Here is a 22,537-nt window from a genome sequence, read left to right as displayed (position 1 = left end):
TCTTAGGCCAAACTCGCTTTAAGTTTTTCGAGTAGATCTGAAGCCTTGGTATTTTCCACATTGATCTTTCGAATAGTGGCTCTTTTTCCTTTGCTCTTTTGCTGGATGATCTTCATCAATTCCTTGCTGTATTCGTTTTTGAAGTCTTTGATGTCGAATTCTTTGCTGTTCATTTTGATCAGCTGCATGGCCATGTCCATCTCAGCCTTGCTGATTCGGGCAGATGAAGGTATCTTCAATTCCTCTGGATTGCGAATCTCCTCTTCAAAGCGGATTTTATTTAAAACCAGGACATTATCAAAAGCTTTGATGATCGCCAAATTTTCTACATTTCGCATCACAAAGCTTCCTAATCCGGCGGTTTTACTTTTCTCAAGGGCTTTCAATAATAATTGATAAGCTTTCTCACCTGATTTTTGGGGCTCTAGGTAATAAGGTGTATCAAAATAGATGCTGTCTACTTCTTGGAGTTTAACAAACGATTGAAGGTTTATCATCTTGTTTTTTTCGGGCATGGCTTCTTCAAAATCTGCATCCTCCAACACGATATATTTGTCTTTCAGCATAAAGCCCTTCACTATATTTTCCCATTTCACTTCCTTGCCTGTCTGCTCATTGACGCGTTTATATTTAATATTAGCATGGTCTTTTCGATCCAGCATATCGAAATCCAAACTACTGGTTTGGGTTGCACTATAAATCTTGATCGGAATGTTTACCAGTCCAAAACCGATGGCTCCTGTCCAAATTGCTCTCATATCTTCTTTTTTTTATTAACAAACGAAACCCCATTTTGGTTGTTCTCCCTAAAAAACAAAACAGATGTTCAAAATTGACCATGGAAAATTAAATACGATTGCTGAAGAACTTCAGGCTCGAAAGCTCAAACTTGCCTTGACAGAAAGTATGACCGGAGGATTTATGTCTTCTGTTTGGAGTTTACAGACCGAGGCAGGGGATTATTTGATGGGTAATTTGGTCTGTTTTAATATAGCTGTTAAAGTCGACGTACTTGGGGTTCCTCAAGAACTGATTGACCAATTTACGGCTGAATCGATGGAAGTGACCGAAGCCATGTTGGTCGGATTGAAGAAATTATTTAAGGCCGATGTGTATTGTGCCATTACGGGTTTGGCTTATCAAGGAAAAGAAAAGCACCCTACAGCTGAACCGGGGGATGTCTTTTTGGCGGTGAGTTTTGAAAACAAGTTGCTCCAACGGAAATTGAAATTTCATGCCAGAAATGCAGGGGATATATATATCCAAAGCTTCAATGCCGGCATGGAAATGATTGGAGAACTTCTTGGTTTAAATAGTGATCCTACCACCTGTAACAGGGATAGTGGCTCCTGAAACATAGGATGCAGCTGCGGTTGCTAAGAATACAAACACAGGGGCTATTTCTGCTGGTTGCCCCGGTCTTCCGATCGGTGTATTATCTCCAAAGTGTTCATGGTCAGGAATGGTACTTGGAATCAAAGGCGTCCATACAGGACCTGGTGCTACGGCATTTACCCGAATACCATTTCCATCCTCTAAGAATTTCTGCGCAAGATTGGATGTGAAATTCTGTATGGCAGCTTTGCTCGCTGCATAAGGAATCAACGTAGGATTGGGATCATAGGCATTAACTGAAGTGGTGTTGATGATGCTCCCTCCAGGTCTGATATGTTTTAAAGCGTGTTTTACCAAGTAGAACATGGCGCTCAAGTTGGTTTCGAAAGTCTTATCCCACTCTTCGGCAGAGATTTCTTCAAGCGTTTTATAAGACATCTGATAGGCGGCGTTGTTGACCAAAATATCGATCATCTTAAACTCATCTACTGCGGCGTCGATTAATTTCTTACAGGTTTCTTCCTCTCGAATGTCTCCTTTAAAAAGTAAGGCTCTTTTTCCTGCCTTTTCAACCCAATATTTACAGTCTTCAGCATCTTCATCCTCCACATCATCCTTATAGGCAATAACAATATCAGCTCCTTCACGTGCCATAGCAATTGCCGTAGCTTTGCCAATACCCGAATCACCACCGGTTATAACCGCTACTTTCCCTGTTAATAACCCATTACCCTCATAGCTCTGTTCGCCATGGTCAGGTTTTGGATCCATGAGTTTTGTCTCACCGGGAGGTTTTTGATCTTGTTTCTTGAAAGGGGGGGTAGGGTATAAATCTTCAGGATTGCCTTCTGTTCTAGTTTCCATATTCTTTTGATTAATTATTATATAAGTATGATGAATAGGCGAATAGGCCTATAAGTAATGAACAATTCTTTAAATGATTGGTTCAGATAAATATGAAATGCCTATTCAATCCTTGATAAATTGGTAAAGCCTCATTAAAAATTGATGTTATGGAAGGTAAAAGCTTATACGAAATTCTTTTTGACGGTGTAGAACCTAGTTTCTTATGGGAAATTGGTTTTCGGACACTTTTTATGTTTTTGTTAATCGTAATGATGTTACGGGTATCAGGCAGAAGGGGTGTTCGGCAATTAACTTTATTTGAAGTAGCCATTATCTTAGGATTGGGTTCAGCGGCAGGCGATCCCATGTTTCAGGATGACTTTCCCTTGGTCCATGCAATCATTGTATTCATAATCGTGATCACCCTCTATAAACTTCTCACCTGGTTAGTAGCCAAATATGATTTTTTTACGCGGATGCTGGAAGGTAAAGCCCTGGTGATTGTAAGAGATGGAGAGTTTGCTGTAACCGAGGAAAATAAGAGTACATTTTCCAAAACGGAGTTTTTCTCTGAATTGAGGAATGCCTCTATTGAGCATTTGGGCCAGGTAAGAATAGCTGTATTGGAGACTGACGGCTCCTTAAGTGTGCTCAGATACGCTGATTCCGAGGTGAAATATGGGCTTCCGATTTTCCCGGATGATTATAAGGAGTTCGAACAACAACCTACTGCGGGAACTCCCATTGCTTGTATGTACTGTGGGCATGTAATTTTCGATGAGAAGCCATTAGAATGCCCGACATGTAACCATCGCAAATTTGCCAAAGCGATGAATAAAAAATATTGTTGAGAAAAAGAAGCTATGTTAATTAGGGAAAAATAACCTTACTTCTGTTCCTTTACCCAATTTGCTGGTAATATTTATTTGGCCATCCAGTCTTTCCATAATTCTTTTTACAATAAAAAGGCCTATCCCTTTACCTTGGAAAGACAACGCATTAGAGCCCCTTTTTAAATTCAGGAATATGTTGTTGATTTCATTTTCAGGGATTCCGATGCCATTGTCTTTAATGTAATAGGCTATCCCTTTATGGGTCTTTTCACTGTAGATACTAAGTGATGGCCTGATGTTATGAATGGAATATTTAATGGCATTTCCAATAATATTTGAAAAGATCTGGTACAGTCCTCCTTTATCCGCCATGATAGGATGAATTGCTGCTATTTCAATAATCATATCCTTTGCGTTATTTAGGATAACAGCTTCTTCGACCCAGCTAGGCAATATTTGATCGAGATGGATTTCTTCCTTTTCCAGCACATAAGTTCTCGCTTCACTTAGCTTTACGGTCTTATCGATGATATTGTTTAAGCTTCCGATGGCACCATCAATTATTTCAAACCAATTTTCCTTTCTTTCTGCACTTAGATTTTCTTTTTTCCTTAAGGTTTCCAATCCTAACTTAGCTATAGATAATGGGTTTTTTGCATCATGTGCCAACGTATGCGTCAAGATTTCCAGGTCTTGATTCAAGTTGAGTTTCTGTTCTTGGTCTCTAATCAATATCCTGGATAAATTACGCTCAGTAACATCTATGGATGTATGTAAAATAGCATAGGTGTTTTGGTTTTCATCCAATAAGGCGCGGTATTCAAAATCAAAATAACGTTTATGAAAGGTGTTACCTTCTTTAATCTCTGCAGGCGTATCGGTGGCAATGTAGGTTGTGCCGGTTTTCCAAACTTTCATTAGAATACTGGTGAAACCATCTTCGTCAAAATTAGGGAATGCATCGCTAAAGGTTTTACCAATTATGGATTCATTGGAACACCACATTTTTAACATTTCTTTATTAGCAAATGCGATATGTAGTTCAGGTGTAGCGTAGATTGCAGTAGCAAGTGGAGCATGATCCAATGCTTTAATTATCAATTGATAATTTATATTATTTGACATAAATGTTTTTCCGATACAATTTCAGTACTATTAGGGAGCAAAATTAATGTAGCTAAAACGCTACATTTATCATGCCATAGCAGTTGTTAAATTGATTTTTACTTTTCTGAATAAATATAAAAAAATGCCCTTAGAGATTAAAAAGTAAGAATCCTCAGCAAAAATGCCAAGGATTCTATGATGCAGGTTGTATAAAAAAATGCTGATTTTTCTTTAAGTTATTTTATATCATTTAAATAACCTGACTTTCTGTTTTTATTTCTGTTTGCTCTCGAATTGTAAACTATAATACTAATAATTAAAATAATCACAATTCCAAATATTACTGATAACCACATAAATCTTTAATTTTTAAAATTTCTGCAAATGTTTCTCTAAAACGAGATTTAATTTTTAAGTATTATTTTTTTTGAAGCAAGTATAAATAGCGTGCTTTACCCTGTAAAAAAACAGCTAGGTGCGGTCTCTAAGCTCTTTTATATGTTGATGGGCTATTTGTTGATCAGCTACCTGAGCTTGAAGTAAATCTACAATGCCTGGATAATCTTCCAAGGCATCGTTAAGAATTTTCTTGTAGGCATCTCGGAATTCATCTTCTCCTTTTTCACAGCTTTCCAATACCGCTTTCGAAGTATAAGGAGCTACCAAAGATTTTATATCCATCCAAAGACGGAACAACTTACCGCTTACCATGGTGCCTTCCTCAGGTTCTGCCCCAAATTGTTGCACATAGGGTAGAAGCTCATCCTTAAAGTTTTCAGACTGTTCCTTATATTTTTGAAACAATAAGGTCAGATCTTGTTCCTCAGACTCATTGCAAAGTTCCATAGCTTTTTCATAGCCCGCTATACGATCGTTATTGATCTCAATCGCCGCATTGACGATGTCTATTTTTTTATCTATAGTTTCCATAGGATGTAAGATTTTAAAAATGAACTATTTGGAAGTGGGAATAGTTCAATCTTTTTTCTATTTAGGTATAAATACGATTGAGTATTTTTATCATCACTTTCCTTAAATATTCTTCCTTGGCATTTTTGTTCATCCTTTTTGTTTTCTTTAAAAAATCATCCAAAACCTCTTGATCGTACTTTTCAATCAATAAGGGGCAGATATAATGTTTTTTAGAAATATTCTTTGAATTTCCCAATCGTACGGCTACATAATCATAAGCTAATTGAAGATTGGAATTTCTTTCTTTTTTTGTTTTAGGTGGTTCCAGTTGACTAAGAAATAAGAGAAAATCAAAACAGGCATTCCAAGTTCTAAAAGTCTTGCAGGTAATCTCTTTCTGTGAAATTTCTTTCAAGTATTGGTTCAAATCCGATGGGGTCAATGACCTGAAATCACCAGCGCTGGTTCTGTATTTTAAAAGGTTACCACCTTTTATTGCTTTTAATTCAGTTAGTAAGGAATATAACTGTTTATTAACGATTATTTTTTCCTGTTTAACGGCCTTTTTACCTACATAAGAAAATTTGATGTTATTTGAAGTGCTTAGATTAACATGCTTCTTCTTTAGGGTGGTCAATCCATAGGAACCATTGGTTTTGGTATATAAAGAATTACCTACTCGGATGGAAGTAAGATCCATGATCCGGAGTCCGATGGCACTGGTTTTTTCTAATGTAAATCCCTCCTGATTAAGGTCTTTCTTGATTTTCTTTTTTAATAAAGGTAAAGCTTTTCCGAAGGCGATCAATTTATGGAAATTCAGTGATTTTTGCAGCTGCGACCATTGAGGATGGTACAGGTACTGTTTTCTCCCTTTATCATCCAAACCAGTGGCTTGAATATGGCCTTTTACCTCGAGACAGATCCAAACCTTTTTCCAATTAGGTGGAATAACCAACGAATTGATTCTTTCCAGGACTTTTTCGTTGGTTATTCTGTTATGGCCTTTATCCAAATAGATAAATGACTGACCTTTTTTCTGTCGTTTATATCCTCCAGTATTGCAGTCAACATATTTTAGACCATTCTCTTTTAACAGCGTAAGTTGATTAATAGCTTTGAACATGCACAATTAATGATTTCGAATAGCATCAATTAATTTATCCTTCGTCATTTTGTGCCTTCCGGATATTCCTATCTTTTTGGCCTCCTGCAAGAGTTCTGTTTTAGATCGCTCGTCCAAGTCGCTGGCTTTTCCACCTTTTTTACTGGAATTTGGATCATTTGAAATTCGGGCAGCCCTTTCCTTACTCATCCCCTTATCGCGCAAAGCCTCATATTTTTCATCATTTTTGATGCTTTTTCCGTGATCTTTTACCATGATATTCTCCTTTCTACGTTGATTGTGTAGAAGGAACAGTCGGCAGGTGTTTTGGTTCGGAACTAAATACCTGATAATAAAAATAATTACTTTTTTGCGGCCTGTTTATACGCTTTGGCGGTCAGTCCAAAATTCTTTTTGAAGAGTTTATTTAAATGGCTTTCATCCACAAATTTAAGCTCACTGGCAATTTGGGCAATGGTCATTTCACTATAGATCAATCTTGCCTTGGCTAATTCGAGTTTATAATACAGGATGTATTCCTTAATACTCATGTTGGATTCCTGCTTGAAATAACGGCTAAAATGTCCGACAGAAAGATTGAATTGATTGGCGAGGTTTTCTACCCGCAGCAGATTATTGTCAAATATATGATGCCGGATATAGTCCAGTACATCTAAGAATCTGGAATTGGTATTTTCCATTTTGGATGTAGAGATAAAGGACTCCTGGATATTTCTGGACAATAGATTAAGTAACAGGAGAACAATGTTTTTGGTGATCATCTTGTGCCAAATCCGATTATATTTTGTCTCCAGAATAAGTTGCTTGATCAAGCTATGGAATAGGGTAGAGTCATCCTTACCAATTAGACTTCCCTGAAACTCACTATAGTTGTTCAGAATAAACTCCAATTGCCGAAATTCCTTACTGAAGTCCAAGGAATCGATTTTAGAGGTATGGGTTTCCGAGAAAAATTCTTCATTGAAATTGATCAGGCATAATTCTACATTATGATCAGAATCAAAACCATGCACATCCCCAGGTTTTATCAAAAATAGATTTCCTTTGCTGAACTCAAATACGCTCTGATTGATCTTGTGGGTTCCTTTTCCCGATAGTATATACACCAATTGATAGTAGGGATGTTTATGAAAGGCTGAAGTAATATCATCCAAACTGATAAGTTGAACCCCAATGGATTGTATGATGTATTTTGATCGCATATTACAATTTTACTTAATTAGGTTGGATTTTTACCAGTTAATATAGAAAATCATGCCTTAATTTTGTGGAATAATGTTAAAAACTTAATTTATTTATATAATAAATTATTTGGGTAAAATAAAAGGTTTGTTTCCTTATAAAAACATTTTTCCAAGAACTAGGAGAAAAAACTAAAATTCACTAACTATTAGAAAACTGGCATTCAGACTCGTATGCCAGTTTTTCTTTTTAGGGCAATTTAATTCATTTTTTTATTTTTTTCCATTAAACCTTATTAGCGGTCAGAAGTCATAATAGAAAACCAATATAATTATGACCTCATGTCTTCGTATTTTTCTTTTTACGGTCTTAGTCTTACCGTTCTTTCATTTGAAAGCTCAGGATAAATCGTTGATTGTCAAAGGAGTTTCTAAAGACGAAGTGTTTTCTAAATTAAAATTTTATGCAATTGAAAATGATTGCTTCATTCAGAAATTGAACAGAAAAGAAGGGATGGCACAGTGGCAATTCTTTAAGGAATGGAAGGAATTTATTTTTACTAAAGAAGAACGGTATACCATTAATCTATTTGTCTCTCCATTGAATGAAAAGGATTCTAAGATTGACCTTCAGATAAAACAAGATCCGATACACGTTTCTAAGGATGTTTATATTGATTGGAAAATTTTAACAGATGGCGAACTCTATACAGATTTTATAATATCGCTGAACCAGTTTTTTGAACAAAAGAAATGATTTTTTAAACCATTATATCAAGTAAAACAAGTTTATTTATTAAGTTGGAGAGCCCCGAAAGGGGCTTTTTCATTTTACGATGATCTCTTTTTCGGCATATATCAACTCCCCGGTATTAGTTACCCCTTCTATGATGAGTTTATATTTTCCAGTCTGATCCGAGCTATAAAACTGAATCTGATTATCATTGACATTATCCACTAGGATATAAGGCATCCAGAACAAGGTAGAAATGTAATTTTTGGAACTAAAATCCGATAGTTCCGCTTTAGACATCCCTTGAAAAGTTCGTCCAGTGTAGATGGGTTCGATGGTGCTTTCTCTATCTGTACAGCCTTTGTAAACCGTGCGGATACCATTAACCAGATAACTTTCACCTTTAACAGCAGGTCGACCACTATAAGGATGATTCTGGCAGTTTAAAATATTATATGGACATACATAATCGCCACATTCATTTCTTCCAAATGTACTCCTTAGGTCTCTTGGTTTTGCATAGACCACCACTTCCTCAATCTTGTTCACATTAGGATCTTTGATCTGGAATTCTGCAGTGTTTTTCTTTCGTGAAATCATCCCATAACGGGTCAATTCCGAGGAATTTTGTTGGATATTGGTAAAGAGTTGCTCTAAGGGATTCGAGATTTTGATCGTTACATCCGAACTTCCCACTTTTTTCTTCTTCTGATTGATAGAAGCAAATAAGTATAACTTATTAGGTTCCTGTATGGCAATTTGCCGCGGGTTCAAATAAAATTTACCCATACTGTCAGTCAGCTGCTGTTTAAGCCCGTTTCCCACCCTATACAGCAGGTCTACAGGTACTTCTATTCGCTTCAACGCTGTTGTGCTGGCGTAACCCTGAATATCCTTCTTCAAAGCAGGATCATTGCTAAAGAACTTGGAAGGCTGATAAGGTTTTGCAAAGGCCAATTGATGATTTAACCGAGAAATACGATCAAGGGTAGGGTCTGTTTTCCAGGCTTGCCCTAACCAAAAATCCCAATAATAATAGCTGTCAATATGTTGTTTGTATTCCGGGATGATTCGATCCTCCAGCACACAATATAAAGTCAATATGGATTCAATGGCTTTTCCCTGGAAGTCGGATGTCTTCAGATTAATCCGGAGGCTATCTCTAGTGGATAAGGTGTCTTTCGATAAAGCGATTTCAATTCCAGGTTTTTTATGGTAATTGGCTAGGAAATAAGATCGATCCAAGGTCTTGTTTTGCCCATCGGTGATCGTATATTCATATATTCCTTTTATAAAGTCCTTTAAAGGGACTACAATTCGTTTGCTCTTTTCATCAATACCAGAGAGGGAGGAAACCATTGCAGCACTTTCCTGCAAAGCCCTGAAGTGAATCTGTAAAGGCCCTGCCTGCGTATTTTCCAAGTCGATCAGTAAGGTATCTTTTGGTACATGGTTTTTATTGGATAGATGGAAGATGTTTTTCTTAGCCTTATTGAGGGTATAATCGAGTTTAAAAGGAGCTGTTTTTGAATTAATCGTATATAAGGCGTCTTCTTTCGGTACAAAGCTAAAAGATCCCATCCCTTGTTCATCTGATTTGGAAGTTAAAATCTCTTGACCATTCTCAAGGATAGCAATTTCAACCGCTGCCGGAGAACCATTCTCTTGGCTCGTCTGCCAATATAAGAAGTTTTCCTTGTCGGCAAGTAAGGTTTTATCTGGATTGGAAATGGATAATTTGATTATTGGGTTCTCCTCTGCGATTTTAAAATTGCTGTACTTTTTGTTGTTCTGATAGAATATCTGCGTCATGAGATTTTTATCCGATTGCTGAAACTCCTCCTTTGGTATGCTAATGATTGCCTGACCAAAAATATCCAAGGGTACTTCGCCTTTCCAGCCTGTGGAAAGTTTATAGGCAATACGGTTGTTTTTTGCTTTTTCGCCCCTCAGTTCTAGGTTCCAAGCTTTCACCTGAATTTCAATCGTATTCTTGTCCTTGGTATCCAATTGCTCGAAAGTACTATGGAAGGCATTCAAGGTTGGGGATTTGATGATAATCTTGGAGGAGAAAAAATGTATCGGCTTATGTTCTGTATCAGTCACATTGCTGAAGGCAACCAAACGATAATCTCCAGGGACTAAAGAATCGGGAATGGTCAGACTTCCGGGACAAATCTTATTGGCCATTAGGTAATACCGCTTCACACTAAAGGAGATGCTATCTTCACGTAATAGACCTACTGCTAAAAGATCGGGCGATAGGGTATCTGTCAACTCTTTGGTGTTTAATAGATAGGAGGAAAACCAAATGATTTCTCCAGGCGTATATATGTTCTTATCCGTAGTCACATAAAGGATTTCTTTAGGAGTTTCCTGGGCACTGAGCGGATGTAAAAAAGGAAGAAGAATAATTTGAAAAAGTAAATAAATGGTTCTCTTCCAATTCATGGACGTATGCATAATAAGTAAATGATCGGTTAGCGAGCAAAATTGTATTCAATTTTACGTAAATTAATTAAATTAAAGACTTGTTTACCAATAATAAATCTACGATTACCTTTTAGATGTCATATTTTAGTCTTTTTGACTTTTTGTTATAAAATGTCAGTAATATTGTAAAATTTTAATAAAGTTTAAATGGAATATGGCCCATTGCTTCTGCAAATAAACACCTATTTACAGGAACGGATAAAAAACGGATCCTGTGAATTTTGTTTCCATAACTTTCAGCATACCCAAGATGTGGTCGAAGCTGTCGAGGAATTAGCAAATCATTATGCGTTAAATGACCAAGACCGGTTTGTGGTTTTAGCTGCAGCCTACTTTCATGATATAGGATATGAATCCGGTGGTTCTGAAGGTCATGAGGCGCGAAGTGCAGAAATAGCTATGGAATTTCTAGCAGGATTGGGGGTTTCCAATGAAAAACAAGATCAGGTAAAAGGATGTATTTTAGCCACAAAAATGCCTCAGGCACCTAGAAACCTGTTGGAACAGATCGTTTGTGATGCTGATCTATTCCATTTAGGGAAATTATCATTTGATGAACGCAATAAACTGATGCTCCAAGAAGCAGAACAGTTAAAGGGGGAAAAAATTGATCGGAACATCTGGAGGGAGCAGACCATCGAGCTCCTTCAAAAGCATGTTTACCATACAAAATATGCCCAAGAAAAGCTTGCACTTGGAAAAAGAGATAACCTTCAAGGCCTAATGAAGAAACAGAAAAAGACCTTGGAAAAGCAAGAAGCTGCCTTGGAAGCGGAGCGCCTGAAAAAGCCCGAGCGTGGAATAGAAACCATGTTCCGAATCACTTCGGCAAATAGCCAAAGATTGAGTGATATGGCTGATAACAAATCAAATATTCTGTTGACCGTAAATTCCATTATCCTTTCCATTGTCGTTGCGGTATTGGTCAAGGCATTAGACAATAATCCGCATTTGATCATTCCTACTGTTATTTTAATGAGCTGTTCTGTGGTAACCATGGTACTGGCCATATTGGCTACCATTCCAAAAATACCAAACGGAAAATACCAACCAGAGGATGTGAAGACCAAATCCGTAAACCTACTATTCTTTGGAAATTTCTATAAAACATCCTTTAAGGATTATGAGGAGGCCATGAAGAAAGCCATGGATGATAAGGAATTTTTATATGGGATGTTGACTAAGGATGTACACTCCCAAGGGGTAGTGCTAGGAAGAAAATATCGTCTATTGAGATATGCTTATGGTGTTTTTATGTTCGGTTTGATATTATCGGTGATTGCCTTTAGCATCGCTATTTTTATTACTAAATAAGGATAAAATGAAATTATTTTTAAGTCTGATCCTAGGTTTGGGATTTATTTCCTGTCAAAGCCAATCTGCTGGAAAGGTAGAATCCAAATTAGAAAAAGAAAACAACAAAAACGAACAACAGGATATCCTTGGCTATGAGCGCGTGTATGCATTGCCTACAGAACTTGATGAAATATCAGGAATAACCTTCCTGCCTGGAAATTTGGATGTTATTTATGCCGTTCAAGATGAAGAGGGGATCTTATACGCCTATTCGCTTAGCCAAACTGAAATTATTGGGCAGTATAAGTTTGCTGGAAAGGGCGATTTTGAGGAAATAGCAACCGACGGAGAATCCTTCTATGTTCTAGAAAGTAAAGGAACCATCTATAGTTTTCCTGTAGACCTCAAAGACTCCGAAAATAAAGTCAAGATCCATATAGATCTTTTGCAAAAAGGAGAATATGAATCCATGGCCTATGACCCTCAAGATGAAAGCTTAATGGTTGTTTGTAAAGAATGTAAACAGGATAAGGGAAGTCCGCAACTGACCGCTTATCGTCTTTCTATATTGGAAAATGGAAATCTTAGCCTTAAAAACAACATTATCGTTTCCCTTGAAGGGGTTACTTCGGCCAATGGTAAACCTGTGAAGAATTTAAAACCTTCAGCCTTAGTTAAAAATAATCTACAAAAAAAGTGGTTCCTACTATCCTCGATCGATAAAAATATCCTCATTTTGGATACTGAATTCAAACCCATAGAGACCATATTTTTAGATAAAAATCAGTTTCAGCAACCAGAAGGAATAACCTTCGATGCACAACAGAAAATGTATATCAGTAGTGAAAAAAACAATGCTGAAAATGCAATGCTCTTTCAATTCAAGAATTAATAGATGAAACCATTTTTTGTTTTTATTTTAAGCCTTTTTCTAGGATTTGTACAAGCCCAGGAAATAGAAAAGCGCATGATTGTTTTTGGGGATGCAGGAGAGATTAATCCTGCCCAGCATTTTTTAATCCAAAAAGCACAAGACCTCCTATTAAAAGATAAAACGGTTGCTTTTTTTGTGGGCGACAATATCTATCCTGATGGAATGGCATTGGAGGATAAGGAAAAAGAAAAAACTGAGAATATTCTAAAAAGCCAGTTTGAAGACTTTCGTAAGGCCGGCGTGCCGGTTTATTTTTTGGCAGGTAATCATGATTGGGACCATTCCGGTAAACTTGGTTTGGAAAAAGTAAAAGCCCAAGCCAATTACCTCGCGCAATTCCAGGATAAAGATCTGAAGTTTGTACCGCAAGCAGGTACTTTAGGGCCTGAACCCATACAACTTGCAAAAGATGTAATAGCCATTACTTTTGATAGCGAATATTGGCTGTTCCCACATCATGGCAAGGATATAAAACAGGATAAGGAAGGTTTTATCCAAGAATTGAACGCGATTTTGGAAAAACATCAAGACAAAACCATTCTGATTTTTTCCCATCATCCGATGAAATCCTATGGCGAACATAGTCTAAAATACAATTGGAAAGATCATCTTTTCCCACTTACCAGACTCTGGAAACCCTTATACATCCCCTTGCCAGCAGTAGGTTCTTTATATCCATTGGTGAGATCAACAGCTTTTAAATCAGCAGAGGATCTGAAACATCCTATATATAGGGAGATGGTAGATAAGGTAACTTCCACCGTAGCTGAGCATCCCAATATACTATTTGTGGCCGGGCATGATCATGGATTACAATATATTGAAACGGAAAATATTAAGCAGGTCGTTAGCGGTTCGGGAGCAAAGCATTCCAGCATTCAACCTTCCAAAAACCTACAGTATAGTTACGAAGATCAAGGCTTCTGTGTAATCGATTATTTAGATAATAAGGATATGCTGTTGTCTTTCTATATCGTAAATGATTCCGATGCCCTTTTCCAAGCTTTTAACATAACGATAAAGCATCAGGCTGTAAATTAGTCTACGACCAAACCAATAATTTATGTTACTACAAAATGCCCATATTGATAATAATTTCCTTCAGAACGGAGACTTGGAAGAGAAAATGTCATTAGGGCCTTTCCTACAATATCTGGAAAATAATAAATCAGCACATGCATCCGGCATGTTGCTACCAAAGTTTGCCAAAGAACTGATCCAAAGTAAAATGGCCGTTTTAGGGGATCTAAACGATAAAAACCTGAAGGAATACCAAGAGGTCTTTGAGGTCATCTACCATTTGGCTAAGGGGGTGCCTACAGAGACCCACATGAATTGGGCTTTAGGATATCCTATTCCGGACCGCGTATTCTTTGGAACCGAAGCCTTTTACGAATTGATCGCTGATGATTTCACCAGAATATCGCCTCCGGTGAGCCATCATTTTCTGGAACTGGAATTCATCAATAAGCAATTATTGCTACTTATCTTGGAACGATTTTATGATGTTCCTCCGTTAAAAAATAAAGATCGCTATGTGAAAAGGGATCTAGCATTCAATCGGTATTTTGAATTGGATCTTGACTTTACCTTTGTAAAGATTAAACCGATCGGGAAGCTGCCAGAGCTTGATCTCCATTCTTTAAAAGGGAAAGACAATATAGAGTTTAAAGATATTGAGCCTATTATACAGCGTTTTGACCTCCGTAATTTTTTGTTTGAAGGATTTACCATCCTGACTTTTTCGGATTGCCAGGAATCCTATACGTCTGAACAGCTCCAAGACCTGGTGAATAACATCAGCATTTACACCGGGAAAAATGGTTTGGATAAACTCAACACAATTTTAGGAGATATCATGGCCTTCAAAGGGGTAAAATCATCCTTTTATCCAATTTTAAAACTAAATGATATCCCCATATTATCGCCCGATCTGGCACAGAACTCCATCTTATTCCACCAAGATGTTTTTTACAGTGAAGAAGCGCAGACCGGCGAACTCCTAGCGTATTTGGATAAACCAACGGTCCTTGCATTCGGAATTGCCGATAACCTGGATTCTGAATCTTCTAAACTGTTAGAACGTATTAAAAATACAGGTCTGCATTCGTATGTATGCTTCCCTTTACTTCAACAGGGAAGATTGGTGGCCATTATGGAATTGTATAGCTATAACGGTGTTCAGTTGAATCGAAAAATGCTGGTGCAGATCAGAAATTATTATGGTTTATTAACGCAATTGGCAAATAATATCCTTTCCGCATTCAAATCGGAGTTGAATGATGTCATCCTTCATCAATATACGGCCTTACAGCCAGCTGTAGAATGGAAATTTAATCAAGTTGCTGCCGCTTATATGGGTGATGTGATGGACCAAATTGAAAACCCGACGCTGGAAAAAATTGTATTTCCGAATGTGTATCCTTTTTATGCTGCGGTAGACGTTAAAGACTCTAGTCTATTGAGGACCAAATCATACCACAATGATATCCAGCTACGGGTTAATTATGTCAAAAGTCTGATTGCCCGTCTTCAGGAAACGCATCCATCACTCCTGAAAAAAAGCTTTTTAGATCGATTTGCAGAAGTGGAACAATGGACCAACGAATATGATTTGGATAATTACCTTTTAGATATTCTGGCCTTTTTCCAAGAAGATATTCCTGCTTTTCTGGATAGCCTTTCCGATGTAGAAAAGGATTTTGAACAGCCATTGTATGCTTGTAGGCAAAAGCTAAAGTATTCTTACGAGGATGTGCATTCCAGCAATGGAGCCTTTGAACGATCACTTCAGAAAATAAATCAGCTTTTGAAAATGGAGATGGACAATTTTAACCAAAGCGTACAAGCCATTATCCCATCTTATTTTGAAACATTCCGTACAGATGGGATCGAGTATGATCTCTATGTTGGGCAATCCATAGCTCCTAGAAATGATTTCAAATCCAGTATGTTGAAAAAGATTAGGAAAGAACAGATTGCAAACATTGCCAGGATTGGTCAATTTACCGACCGCATGAAGCAGGAACTTCCAATCCCTTTAGAAACAACACAATTGATTTTTATCCATCCGAATCCTATAGATATCAGCTTTAGAGATGATGAACGAAGGTTTGATGTGGAAGGTTCCTATAATATTCGCTATCAGATCATTAAAAAAAGGATAGATAAAGTAAAAATATTGGATAGTGAGGAAAGATTGGTTAAACCAGGTTATATAGCTATTGTATTCAATAGGAATCAGGTGGTGAGAGATTTAAAGTCTTGTTTAAAAGAAGTAGCTGAAATGGGTTTGATTGAATCTGATATCGAAGAAATCCGATTGGAAAAACTTCAAGGAATTAGTGACTTGAAAGCACTCCGTGTAAAAATTAAACTTGATTAAGATTATACCTATGAAATTGTTCAAGAGATTTTTTCTCCTAGTTCATTTATTCCTTTTGTGCAGCATGTCTGCTATTGCACAACAGCAGGATAGTATGGAGACCGTTATTGCAGCAGAATATGACCAAGTGGGGTTGGTTCATCGGTTCTGGTTGGGCGATAGTTATAGAAAACTTTATAATACGCCGGTCAAGATGCGTGTTCTGGATCTATCCACGGAGAAAGGCGGATTATCAATCGTGAAATTAGGTGGAGGAATGCAGACGCAATCCTTGAGGTTGGTTGATTCATCAGGTCGAGAATGGGTGCTGCGTTCTATTCAAAAATACCCGGAAAGAAGTTTACCAGAAAGTCTCCGAAAAACCATAGCTAAGGATATCGTACAGGATCAAATTGCTATTGCACATCCTTTTGGAGCTCTCACGGCGCCGACATTCCATGAAGCTTTAGGAATACCTCATGCGGTACCTGAATTGGTTTATGTGGGGGATGATCCTCGATTAGGGGAATATAGATCCGTTTTCAGGAATAGGGCCTATATGTTTGAACCAAGAATGCCTTTTGAAAATGAAAAAACGGATAATTCAGCAAAGGTCATTGAAAAATTATTGGAAGATAATGATGTCAGTGTAGACCAAAAACTGACGCTGCGGGCAAGATTGTTGGATTTTGTATTGGGAGATTGGGATAGGCACGAAGACAATTGGCGCTGGGATCCGGAAAAGCTGAAAGGGAAAAAAATATACAGTCCAGTTCCAAGAGATAGGGATAAAGTATACTACAAAACCTCTGGAGTTTTCCCTGTACTATTATCGCGGCAATGGTTAAAAGCACACCTTCAACCTTATAGTCCGCATATCAGGAATGTGGCCCATTGGAATTTCAATGCGCGTCATTTCGATCGTTTTTTTCTAAACGATCTGAACGAAAAGGATTGGCGAGAGGAGATTGATAGTGTTCAATTCTTAATTACTGATTCCTTGATCCGACAAGCGATGTTGGAGATGCCTAATAGTATTGTAAAATTGAGTTCCGAAGAGTTGGAATTTAATATCAAATCCAGACGTGATGAACTCACGAAAACTGGAATAGATTATTATCATTCCCTAGCGAACGTGGTGGATATTTCTCTATCAGCGAAAAGGGAGTTTATCCATGTAACTTTTGAAGAAGATGGCCTGCAGGTAGAAGTGTTCAACAAAAAAAAGGATGGAACAGAAGGGGCAAAGCTCTTCAAAAGAAAATTTAAGCCTGAAGATACCAAAGAAATCAGGATTTATGGAATAGCTGGAGAAGATGAGTATCGCTTTCAAGGTGATGACAAATCGCCGATTAAGGTGAGGATAGTTGGAGGAAAGGATTATGATCAATATTCCGCTGCTCCAGATTTTGCAAATGCAGACAACCTCTATTTTTATGATACTAAGGAAAAGAACAATAATCAATTCGACGGTTTGAAGGCGGCACATTATCGATTAAAAAATGATAGTTCTGTTCATCATTACGATTATCATAATTTTGTATATGACCGTAAAGGTGTCCTGGTCAACCTAAATTACGGCGTCGATCGAGGATTGATCATTGGGGTAGGGTATCTGATTGAAAATCATCGGTTCCGAAAAAGTCCTTATGCGTATAAACATGAACTATTGGCTAGTTATCTCACAGGAAGGGAATCCTTTATGTTTTCTTATCATGGCCATATCAAAGAATTATGGGCAGGGCAGGATTTGTCCCTTAAAATGGATGCTTTGGGACCATTCAATCAGAGTAATTTTTTTGGTTATGGGAACCAAACGGTTTTTGATAAATCAGAAGATAAGGAAATTTCATACTACCGAAATAAATACGATTTGATCAATGCCGATGTGTTTTTGTCCTATCATCCACTTCAGAATTTGAAACTTTTCTATGGGTCGAGTAGTTCCTTTTATTTTTCTTCGGCAGGTAAGAATATGGATCGTTTTTTACAAGGATTCGCCGAGCGTCATCCTGTAGAAGAGGTTTTCCATAACAAATCATTTACCGGAGCTGCAATCGGGTTTGATTATGATACGAGAGATCATCATCAGCATCCAAAAAAGGGAATGAAGCTTTATGCCCGATTGGATTGGCAAACGGAACTTGCAGGACAGGGCAGGAATTTTACGGCATTGGATCAGCATGTCAGCTTTTATAAAACGGTGTTCCAGGATTACCTTACCTTGGCCAATCGGACAGGCCTGCAGGCGGTATGGGGAGATCCCTATTTCTATCAGCATGCGCAAATAGGAGGCGAGAACAGCTTGAGAGGATATAATTCGCAACGATTTACCGGGAAAACCGCGCTTTATAATAACTTGGATGCTCGATTGAAATTGGCAAGCTTTAGCTCTTACCTGCTTCCTGGAACTTTCGGATTGATTGGGTTTTATGATGTAGGCCGGGTGTTTATGAGTAAGGAAAGCTCCAATAATTGGCACCATGGTTATGGAACAGGCATCTATTTTATGCCAGGCGATTTAATGACCATTCAAGCGACGGTTGGGATCAGTAAGGAAGCGGTCCTACCATACATCCGTTTTGGTCTGTCATTTTAAAAGCTTTACAAAATTCTTCGTAATTTTGTAAAAGTCAATAATTTAAAAATACATCATCATGAAAAATACAGTTATTGTTGTGCTTGTTATCATAGGAGGGATTATTTTTCTGAATGCGCAAAATCGGTCTGAAAAAGAGACCTATGTTTCGAAACCTGTTCCTAAAGGGAAAAAGGAAATCTATTTTGCAGGCGGTTGTTTCTGGGGTACCGAACATTTTTTTAAACAGGTGCGCGGGGTTACAGCTACTGAGGTTGGCTATGCCAATGGAAAAACAGGGAAGCCGAGTTATCAGCAGGTAACCACCGGCAGAACGGGGTTCACCGAAACCGTAAAGGTGATCTATGATCCAGCCATCGTTAGTTTGGATTTACTTATAGACCTTTATTTCAAAACGGTTGACCCGACCAGTTTGAACAAACAAGGAAACGATATTGGAACACAGTACCGTACGGGGATATATTTCAGCAATCCCGCTGACGAAAAGATCATCCAACAAAAATTGAATACACTGGCAAAAAACTATACGGATAAGATTCAGATCGAATGTTCCAAACTGGAGAATTTTTACGATGCGGAGAATTATCACCAAGATTATCTGGATAAAAACCCAGGTGGATATTGCCATATTGATCCTTCCCTTTTTGAATATGCAAAGAAAATAAACGCCAAGAAATAGGTTTTTTTTTCTCCCGAATACGGGAAATAATGCTAAAATATGTTAAATGTGATGAATGGTTACGATGATTTCGTAAGATGTTCTATTTTTGGTTAAAATCCACTGCTATTAATTTTTGTGGGAATCAAAAACCTGTTATTTAATGTATTATGAGATATTTCCTCCTGTTTGTAGGATTTGCCCTAGCTAACCTTGTCCATGCCCAAAACAATGCAGAAATCAAAGGAAGAGTCTTTGATGGCAATAAAAAACCATTAGAAAAGGCGACCGTATCCATTGTTTCCGAAAAGGATTCCTTGGTATTAAGTTATTCCCTGACAGATGATAAAGGGAACTTTGATTTCGTCAGGATCCCATCTCAAAAACCGATTATTCTTTATGTCTCCTATGTCAATAACCCCACCTATCAAAAGCCGCTTCAATTAAAAGCTGGAGAAAAACTGCAGTTGGATAGTATAATCATGGGCGGGAATATGATCGATGAGATCCTGATCACGGCAGTTCCACCCATCCGCTTGAATGGGGATACCTTAGAATATAAAGCCGATTATTTCAAAACCAGACCAAATGCCACAGTGGAAGAGCTCTTGCAAATATTACCAGGTATTCAAGTGAATGCAGACGGGAGCATATTTTACCAAGGCCGTGAAGTATCGGGAATTCGAGTGAACAATAAGGATTTCTTTGTGCAGGATATGAAGATTGCCACCAAAAATTTGGATGCATCCCTGATTGATGTGGTCCAGGTCATCAAAGACAAAGGAGAATCTAAACGAGAAATATTAGATGATACCAACCTTCCCATAGTCATCAACCTCAAGATGAAGAAAGAATTCCTTAAAGCGGATTTCGGAAAGTTTTATGGAGGTGCTGCCACCAGAGAGCGCTATGAATCGGGCGCTTTGATCAATACTTTCCGCGATACCCTGCAGATCAGTTTCATTGGCTTTGCCAATAATATTGGCCGATCAGGCTTTGATTATTCAGAATTGAGCCAATACGGAGGCTTAGGTCGGGGGGAGAATTCGAATTTTATGATGTATGGATCTGCGGGTCTAATGAACCAGATTTCTTCGGGTATAAATGTGAATTATGATATTGCCAAAAAGTTAAAGACGAATTTATATTATAATTTCGCAAAAGATGACCACCTTTTTGAACAAACGGATTTGAACAACCGTTTTTATGATGAGATTACAGATCGTTCTAGAAGTTCAGGCAATTCAGAATCCCATCAGATCAGACATGAAATGCGGGCTTTCGCCAGGTACCATGTGGATACTACGGCCCAGGTTTCCTTAGATCTTCGACTGAATACAGGAAGTAATAATTTTACTGGACAAAATGAATCGGTTACCTGGCGTAATGAGAATGATCCTGTAAGGGACGTAAATACCTCCAATCTTTCCAATAATAAAAACATTAATTTTAACTATCGGGTAAATGCTGAAAAGCGGTTGCAAAATAAAATGCTTCTTTCTTTAGAGCATCAATATTCCAGAATTAATCAAGATATATTCCGAAATAATGATAACTGGAATAGATACTATTTATTAGGCGATAGCATTGTGGACCAAACAGAGCGATCGAATGTCGTATCTTATACCCAAAACCTAAAGAATAGGATCAGCCTACAGGTTCCATTGAACAAAGGCTTTAATTTTGATGTATTTGCGCAGTTTAATGTGGATGAAGAGGAACAGCTGGAGGAACTGTTGAATCGGTGAATAATACGGAGTTTGTAAATAGGGACGATGTGGCCAATAATAAGAATATCCGGAATACGCGTATGGTATTAGGAACCAGCTGGAATATTAAAGTGATAAAAGACTTTCCGATTTCCTTTGCATTGACCTATCAAAATTTAGCGAATAGATTTGAATATTTTGATAAATTACCAAGTAAAAATGAAGCAAAAGGCTATTTTTTACCTAATGTAAACCTGGCATATAAGGGGTTGTCAGCCAGTTATTCCCGATCTGTAAATCCGCCTTCTTTTAGTCAGATAATTGTGCTGAACAATGATATGACCCCTACGGTAATGGTTTATGCCAGTCCTTACTTTGAAAATGTGATTAGGAATGATTTTTCATTAAGGTATTATAAGAGTTTCACAAAATCCAAAACGTATATCAATGCTAGTGTAAGCTATGGTGTATCAGACAATAGTATTATTTCAGACCAATATTACAATGTAGCTGACGGGACTTCCAGCCGACAAAATATCCAGGCCAGTGATATTGGAAGTCTTTTTTGGAATGGTAGTCTATCCCAAACTTTTCTACAGAATAAAACTTGGAGATTGGCGGCATCGATAAATGGGTACTTTTCGATGAGCGATCGTTATGCTCGGATCAATGGCGAAGAGAATATGGGAAAAAATAGTTTTGGAAATATTTCTGGAAATATCACTTTCAGCTATAAAGATAATTTGACCATAAGTCCAAATTATAATTATTCGAGAAATGGTGTAGAATATAAGGATGACTCTCCAAACTTCAGGTCGGTAAATAATATCACCCATAATTTTGGTTCTAGTATTTTAGTGAACAATATCAAGAAATTCAGGTTAGAGGGTTCCTATACCTTAAGTAACCTCGTTACTGGAATCGACAATAAAAGAGGAAATAGACATTTGGTAAATGCTTCTGTATATTATCCAGTTCTTGGAAAGGGGGAGTTGAAGTTATCCGTATTTGATCTATTGAATCAACGTGTTTACAATAATTATTATGCGAGTGGGAATTCGAATGGTTTTAGGACAAGTGTAAATCTTAGACAATATTTTATGTTAGGAATGGTCTATAAGTTTTTGAATACAGGGGATAAGAAATAAGGTTAGCTTCGGAGTGAAAATAAGGTGAAAGTAACCTAAAAGTATGCTTTTAGTATGTTAAGCATGCTAAAACACGGTTTAAGGATGCTTTAACCGTGGTTTTAGGACGAATACATAGGAAAACATGAGGAAAAACGTGGATTATTAAATATGTATTATTAAAATCCTGTATTAGAAAGGGTGTATCAAATTAAAGATACACCCTTTTATTTAATAAAAAATTCGTTAATTACACCTATATTTTTATTGTATAAATAAATTAT

19 protein-coding genes are annotated in these 22,537 nt (G+C 37.4%); 11 read left to right on the top strand and 8 right to left on the bottom strand.

Annotation, left to right across the window (positions count from 1 at the left end; genetic code table 11):
• Positions 1–2: 2 nt before the first annotated feature.
• Positions 3–758, bottom strand: coding sequence for a non-homologous end joining protein Ku (gene ku, locus CRJ00_RS16980; RefSeq protein WP_099367931.1), 756 nt, complete (start codon positions 756–758; stop codon positions 3–5).
• Positions 759–822: 64 nt separating this feature from the next.
• Here ku and CRJ00_RS16975 point away from each other — a divergent pair, with 64 nt between their 5' ends.
• Entirely contained in the window at positions 823–1,353 is a 531-nt protein-coding gene (locus CRJ00_RS16975; protein ID WP_099367930.1) for a CinA family protein, read from the top strand.
• Here the strand turns inward: CRJ00_RS16975 and CRJ00_RS16970 are convergent.
• Positions 1,309–2,199: an SDR family oxidoreductase gene (locus CRJ00_RS16970; RefSeq protein WP_099367929.1), complete on the bottom strand. Its 891-nt coding sequence runs from the start codon at positions 2,197–2,199 to the stop codon at positions 1,309–1,311. The two genes, CRJ00_RS16975 and CRJ00_RS16970, sit on opposite strands and share 45 nt — an antisense overlap.
• A gap of 149 nt (positions 2,200–2,348) precedes the next feature.
• On the opposite strand from CRJ00_RS16970, the gene CRJ00_RS16965 reads away from it, so the two are divergent.
• Positions 2,349–3,032, top strand: coding sequence for a DUF421 domain-containing protein (locus CRJ00_RS16965; protein WP_099367928.1), 684 nt, complete (start codon positions 2,349–2,351; stop codon positions 3,030–3,032).
• A gap of 15 nt (positions 3,033–3,047) precedes the next feature.
• On the opposite strand, the gene CRJ00_RS16960 is transcribed toward CRJ00_RS16965, so the two are convergent.
• The 5 genes from CRJ00_RS16960 to CRJ00_RS16940 form a co-directional block, all read right to left on the bottom strand.
• Positions 3,048–4,139: a sensor histidine kinase gene (locus tag CRJ00_RS16960; RefSeq protein WP_099367927.1), complete on the bottom strand. Its 1,092-nt coding sequence runs from the start codon at positions 4,137–4,139 to the stop codon at positions 3,048–3,050.
• Between the two features lie 453 nt (positions 4,140–4,592).
• On the bottom strand, positions 4,593–5,051 hold the full coding sequence (locus CRJ00_RS16955; RefSeq protein WP_099367926.1) for a PA2169 family four-helix-bundle protein: 459 nt from the start codon (positions 5,049–5,051) through the stop codon (positions 4,593–4,595).
• 61 nt (positions 5,052–5,112) lie between these two features.
• Complete coding sequence (locus tag CRJ00_RS16950; RefSeq protein WP_099367925.1) at positions 5,113–6,159, bottom strand: DNA topoisomerase IB; 1,047 nt, start codon at positions 6,157–6,159, stop codon at positions 5,113–5,115.
• Between the two features lie 6 nt (positions 6,160–6,165).
• Entirely contained in the window at positions 6,166–6,414 is a 249-nt protein-coding gene (locus tag CRJ00_RS16945; protein ID WP_099367924.1) for a DUF7218 family protein, read from the bottom strand.
• Positions 6,415–6,500: 86 nt separating this feature from the next.
• Complete coding sequence (locus tag CRJ00_RS16940) at positions 6,501–7,361, bottom strand: AraC family transcriptional regulator (protein WP_099367923.1); 861 nt, start codon at positions 7,359–7,361, stop codon at positions 6,501–6,503.
• Positions 7,362–7,674: 313 nt separating this feature from the next.
• On the opposite strand from CRJ00_RS16940, the gene CRJ00_RS16935 reads away from it, so the two are divergent.
• A complete protein-coding gene (locus CRJ00_RS16935; RefSeq protein ID WP_099367922.1) occupies positions 7,675–8,097 on the top strand; it encodes a hypothetical protein in 423 nt (140 codons plus the stop codon).
• Between the two features lie 69 nt (positions 8,098–8,166).
• On the opposite strand, the gene CRJ00_RS16930 is transcribed toward CRJ00_RS16935, so the two are convergent.
• Entirely contained in the window at positions 8,167–10,524 is a 2,358-nt protein-coding gene (locus tag CRJ00_RS16930; RefSeq protein WP_099367921.1) for a hypothetical protein, read from the bottom strand.
• A 189-nt stretch (positions 10,525–10,713) separates the two neighbouring features.
• Between CRJ00_RS16930 and CRJ00_RS16925 the strand changes: the two genes are divergently transcribed.
• From CRJ00_RS16925 to CRJ00_RS16890, 8 genes are all read left to right on the top strand, one after another.
• Complete coding sequence (locus CRJ00_RS16925) at positions 10,714–11,880, top strand: Pycsar system effector family protein (protein WP_099367920.1); 1,167 nt, start codon at positions 10,714–10,716, stop codon at positions 11,878–11,880.
• 7 nt (positions 11,881–11,887) lie between these two features.
• Positions 11,888–12,754: an SdiA-regulated domain-containing protein gene (locus CRJ00_RS16920; protein ID WP_099367919.1), complete on the top strand. Its 867-nt coding sequence runs from the start codon at positions 11,888–11,890 to the stop codon at positions 12,752–12,754.
• Positions 12,755–12,757: 3 nt separating this feature from the next.
• Positions 12,758–13,837, top strand: coding sequence for a metallophosphoesterase (locus tag CRJ00_RS16915; RefSeq protein ID WP_099367918.1), 1,080 nt, complete (start codon positions 12,758–12,760; stop codon positions 13,835–13,837).
• Between the two features lie 22 nt (positions 13,838–13,859).
• Positions 13,860–16,181, top strand: coding sequence for a GAF domain-containing protein (locus tag CRJ00_RS16910; RefSeq protein WP_099367917.1), 2,322 nt, complete (start codon positions 13,860–13,862; stop codon positions 16,179–16,181).
• Positions 16,182–16,245: 64 nt separating this feature from the next.
• A complete protein-coding gene (locus CRJ00_RS16905) occupies positions 16,246–18,759 on the top strand; it encodes a BamA/TamA family outer membrane protein (protein ID WP_257213832.1) in 2,514 nt (837 codons plus the stop codon).
• A gap of 58 nt (positions 18,760–18,817) precedes the next feature.
• On the top strand, positions 18,818–19,438 hold the full coding sequence (gene msrA, locus CRJ00_RS16900; protein WP_099367915.1) for a peptide-methionine (S)-S-oxide reductase MsrA: 621 nt from the start codon (positions 18,818–18,820) through the stop codon (positions 19,436–19,438).
• A 149-nt stretch (positions 19,439–19,587) separates the two neighbouring features.
• Complete coding sequence (locus tag CRJ00_RS16895) at positions 19,588–21,165, top strand: TonB-dependent receptor (protein WP_099367914.1); 1,578 nt, start codon at positions 19,588–19,590, stop codon at positions 21,163–21,165.
• Positions 21,162–22,274, top strand: a complete 1,113-nt coding sequence (locus tag CRJ00_RS16890) for a hypothetical protein (protein ID WP_144038192.1) — start codon at positions 21,162–21,164, stop codon at positions 22,272–22,274. The genes CRJ00_RS16895 and CRJ00_RS16890 overlap by 4 nt, the downstream gene beginning before the upstream one ends.
• Positions 22,275–22,537: the final 263 nt, after the last annotated feature.

The sequence above is a fragment of the Sphingobacterium sp. 1.A.4 genome (genome assembly GCF_002734245.1).
GTDB classification, from domain to species: Bacteria; Bacteroidota; Bacteroidia; order Sphingobacteriales; family Sphingobacteriaceae; genus Sphingobacterium; species Sphingobacterium tenebrionis.
The sequence above is the reverse complement of the archived record's forward strand: the minus strand, read 5'-3'. Positions and strand labels throughout refer to the sequence as shown.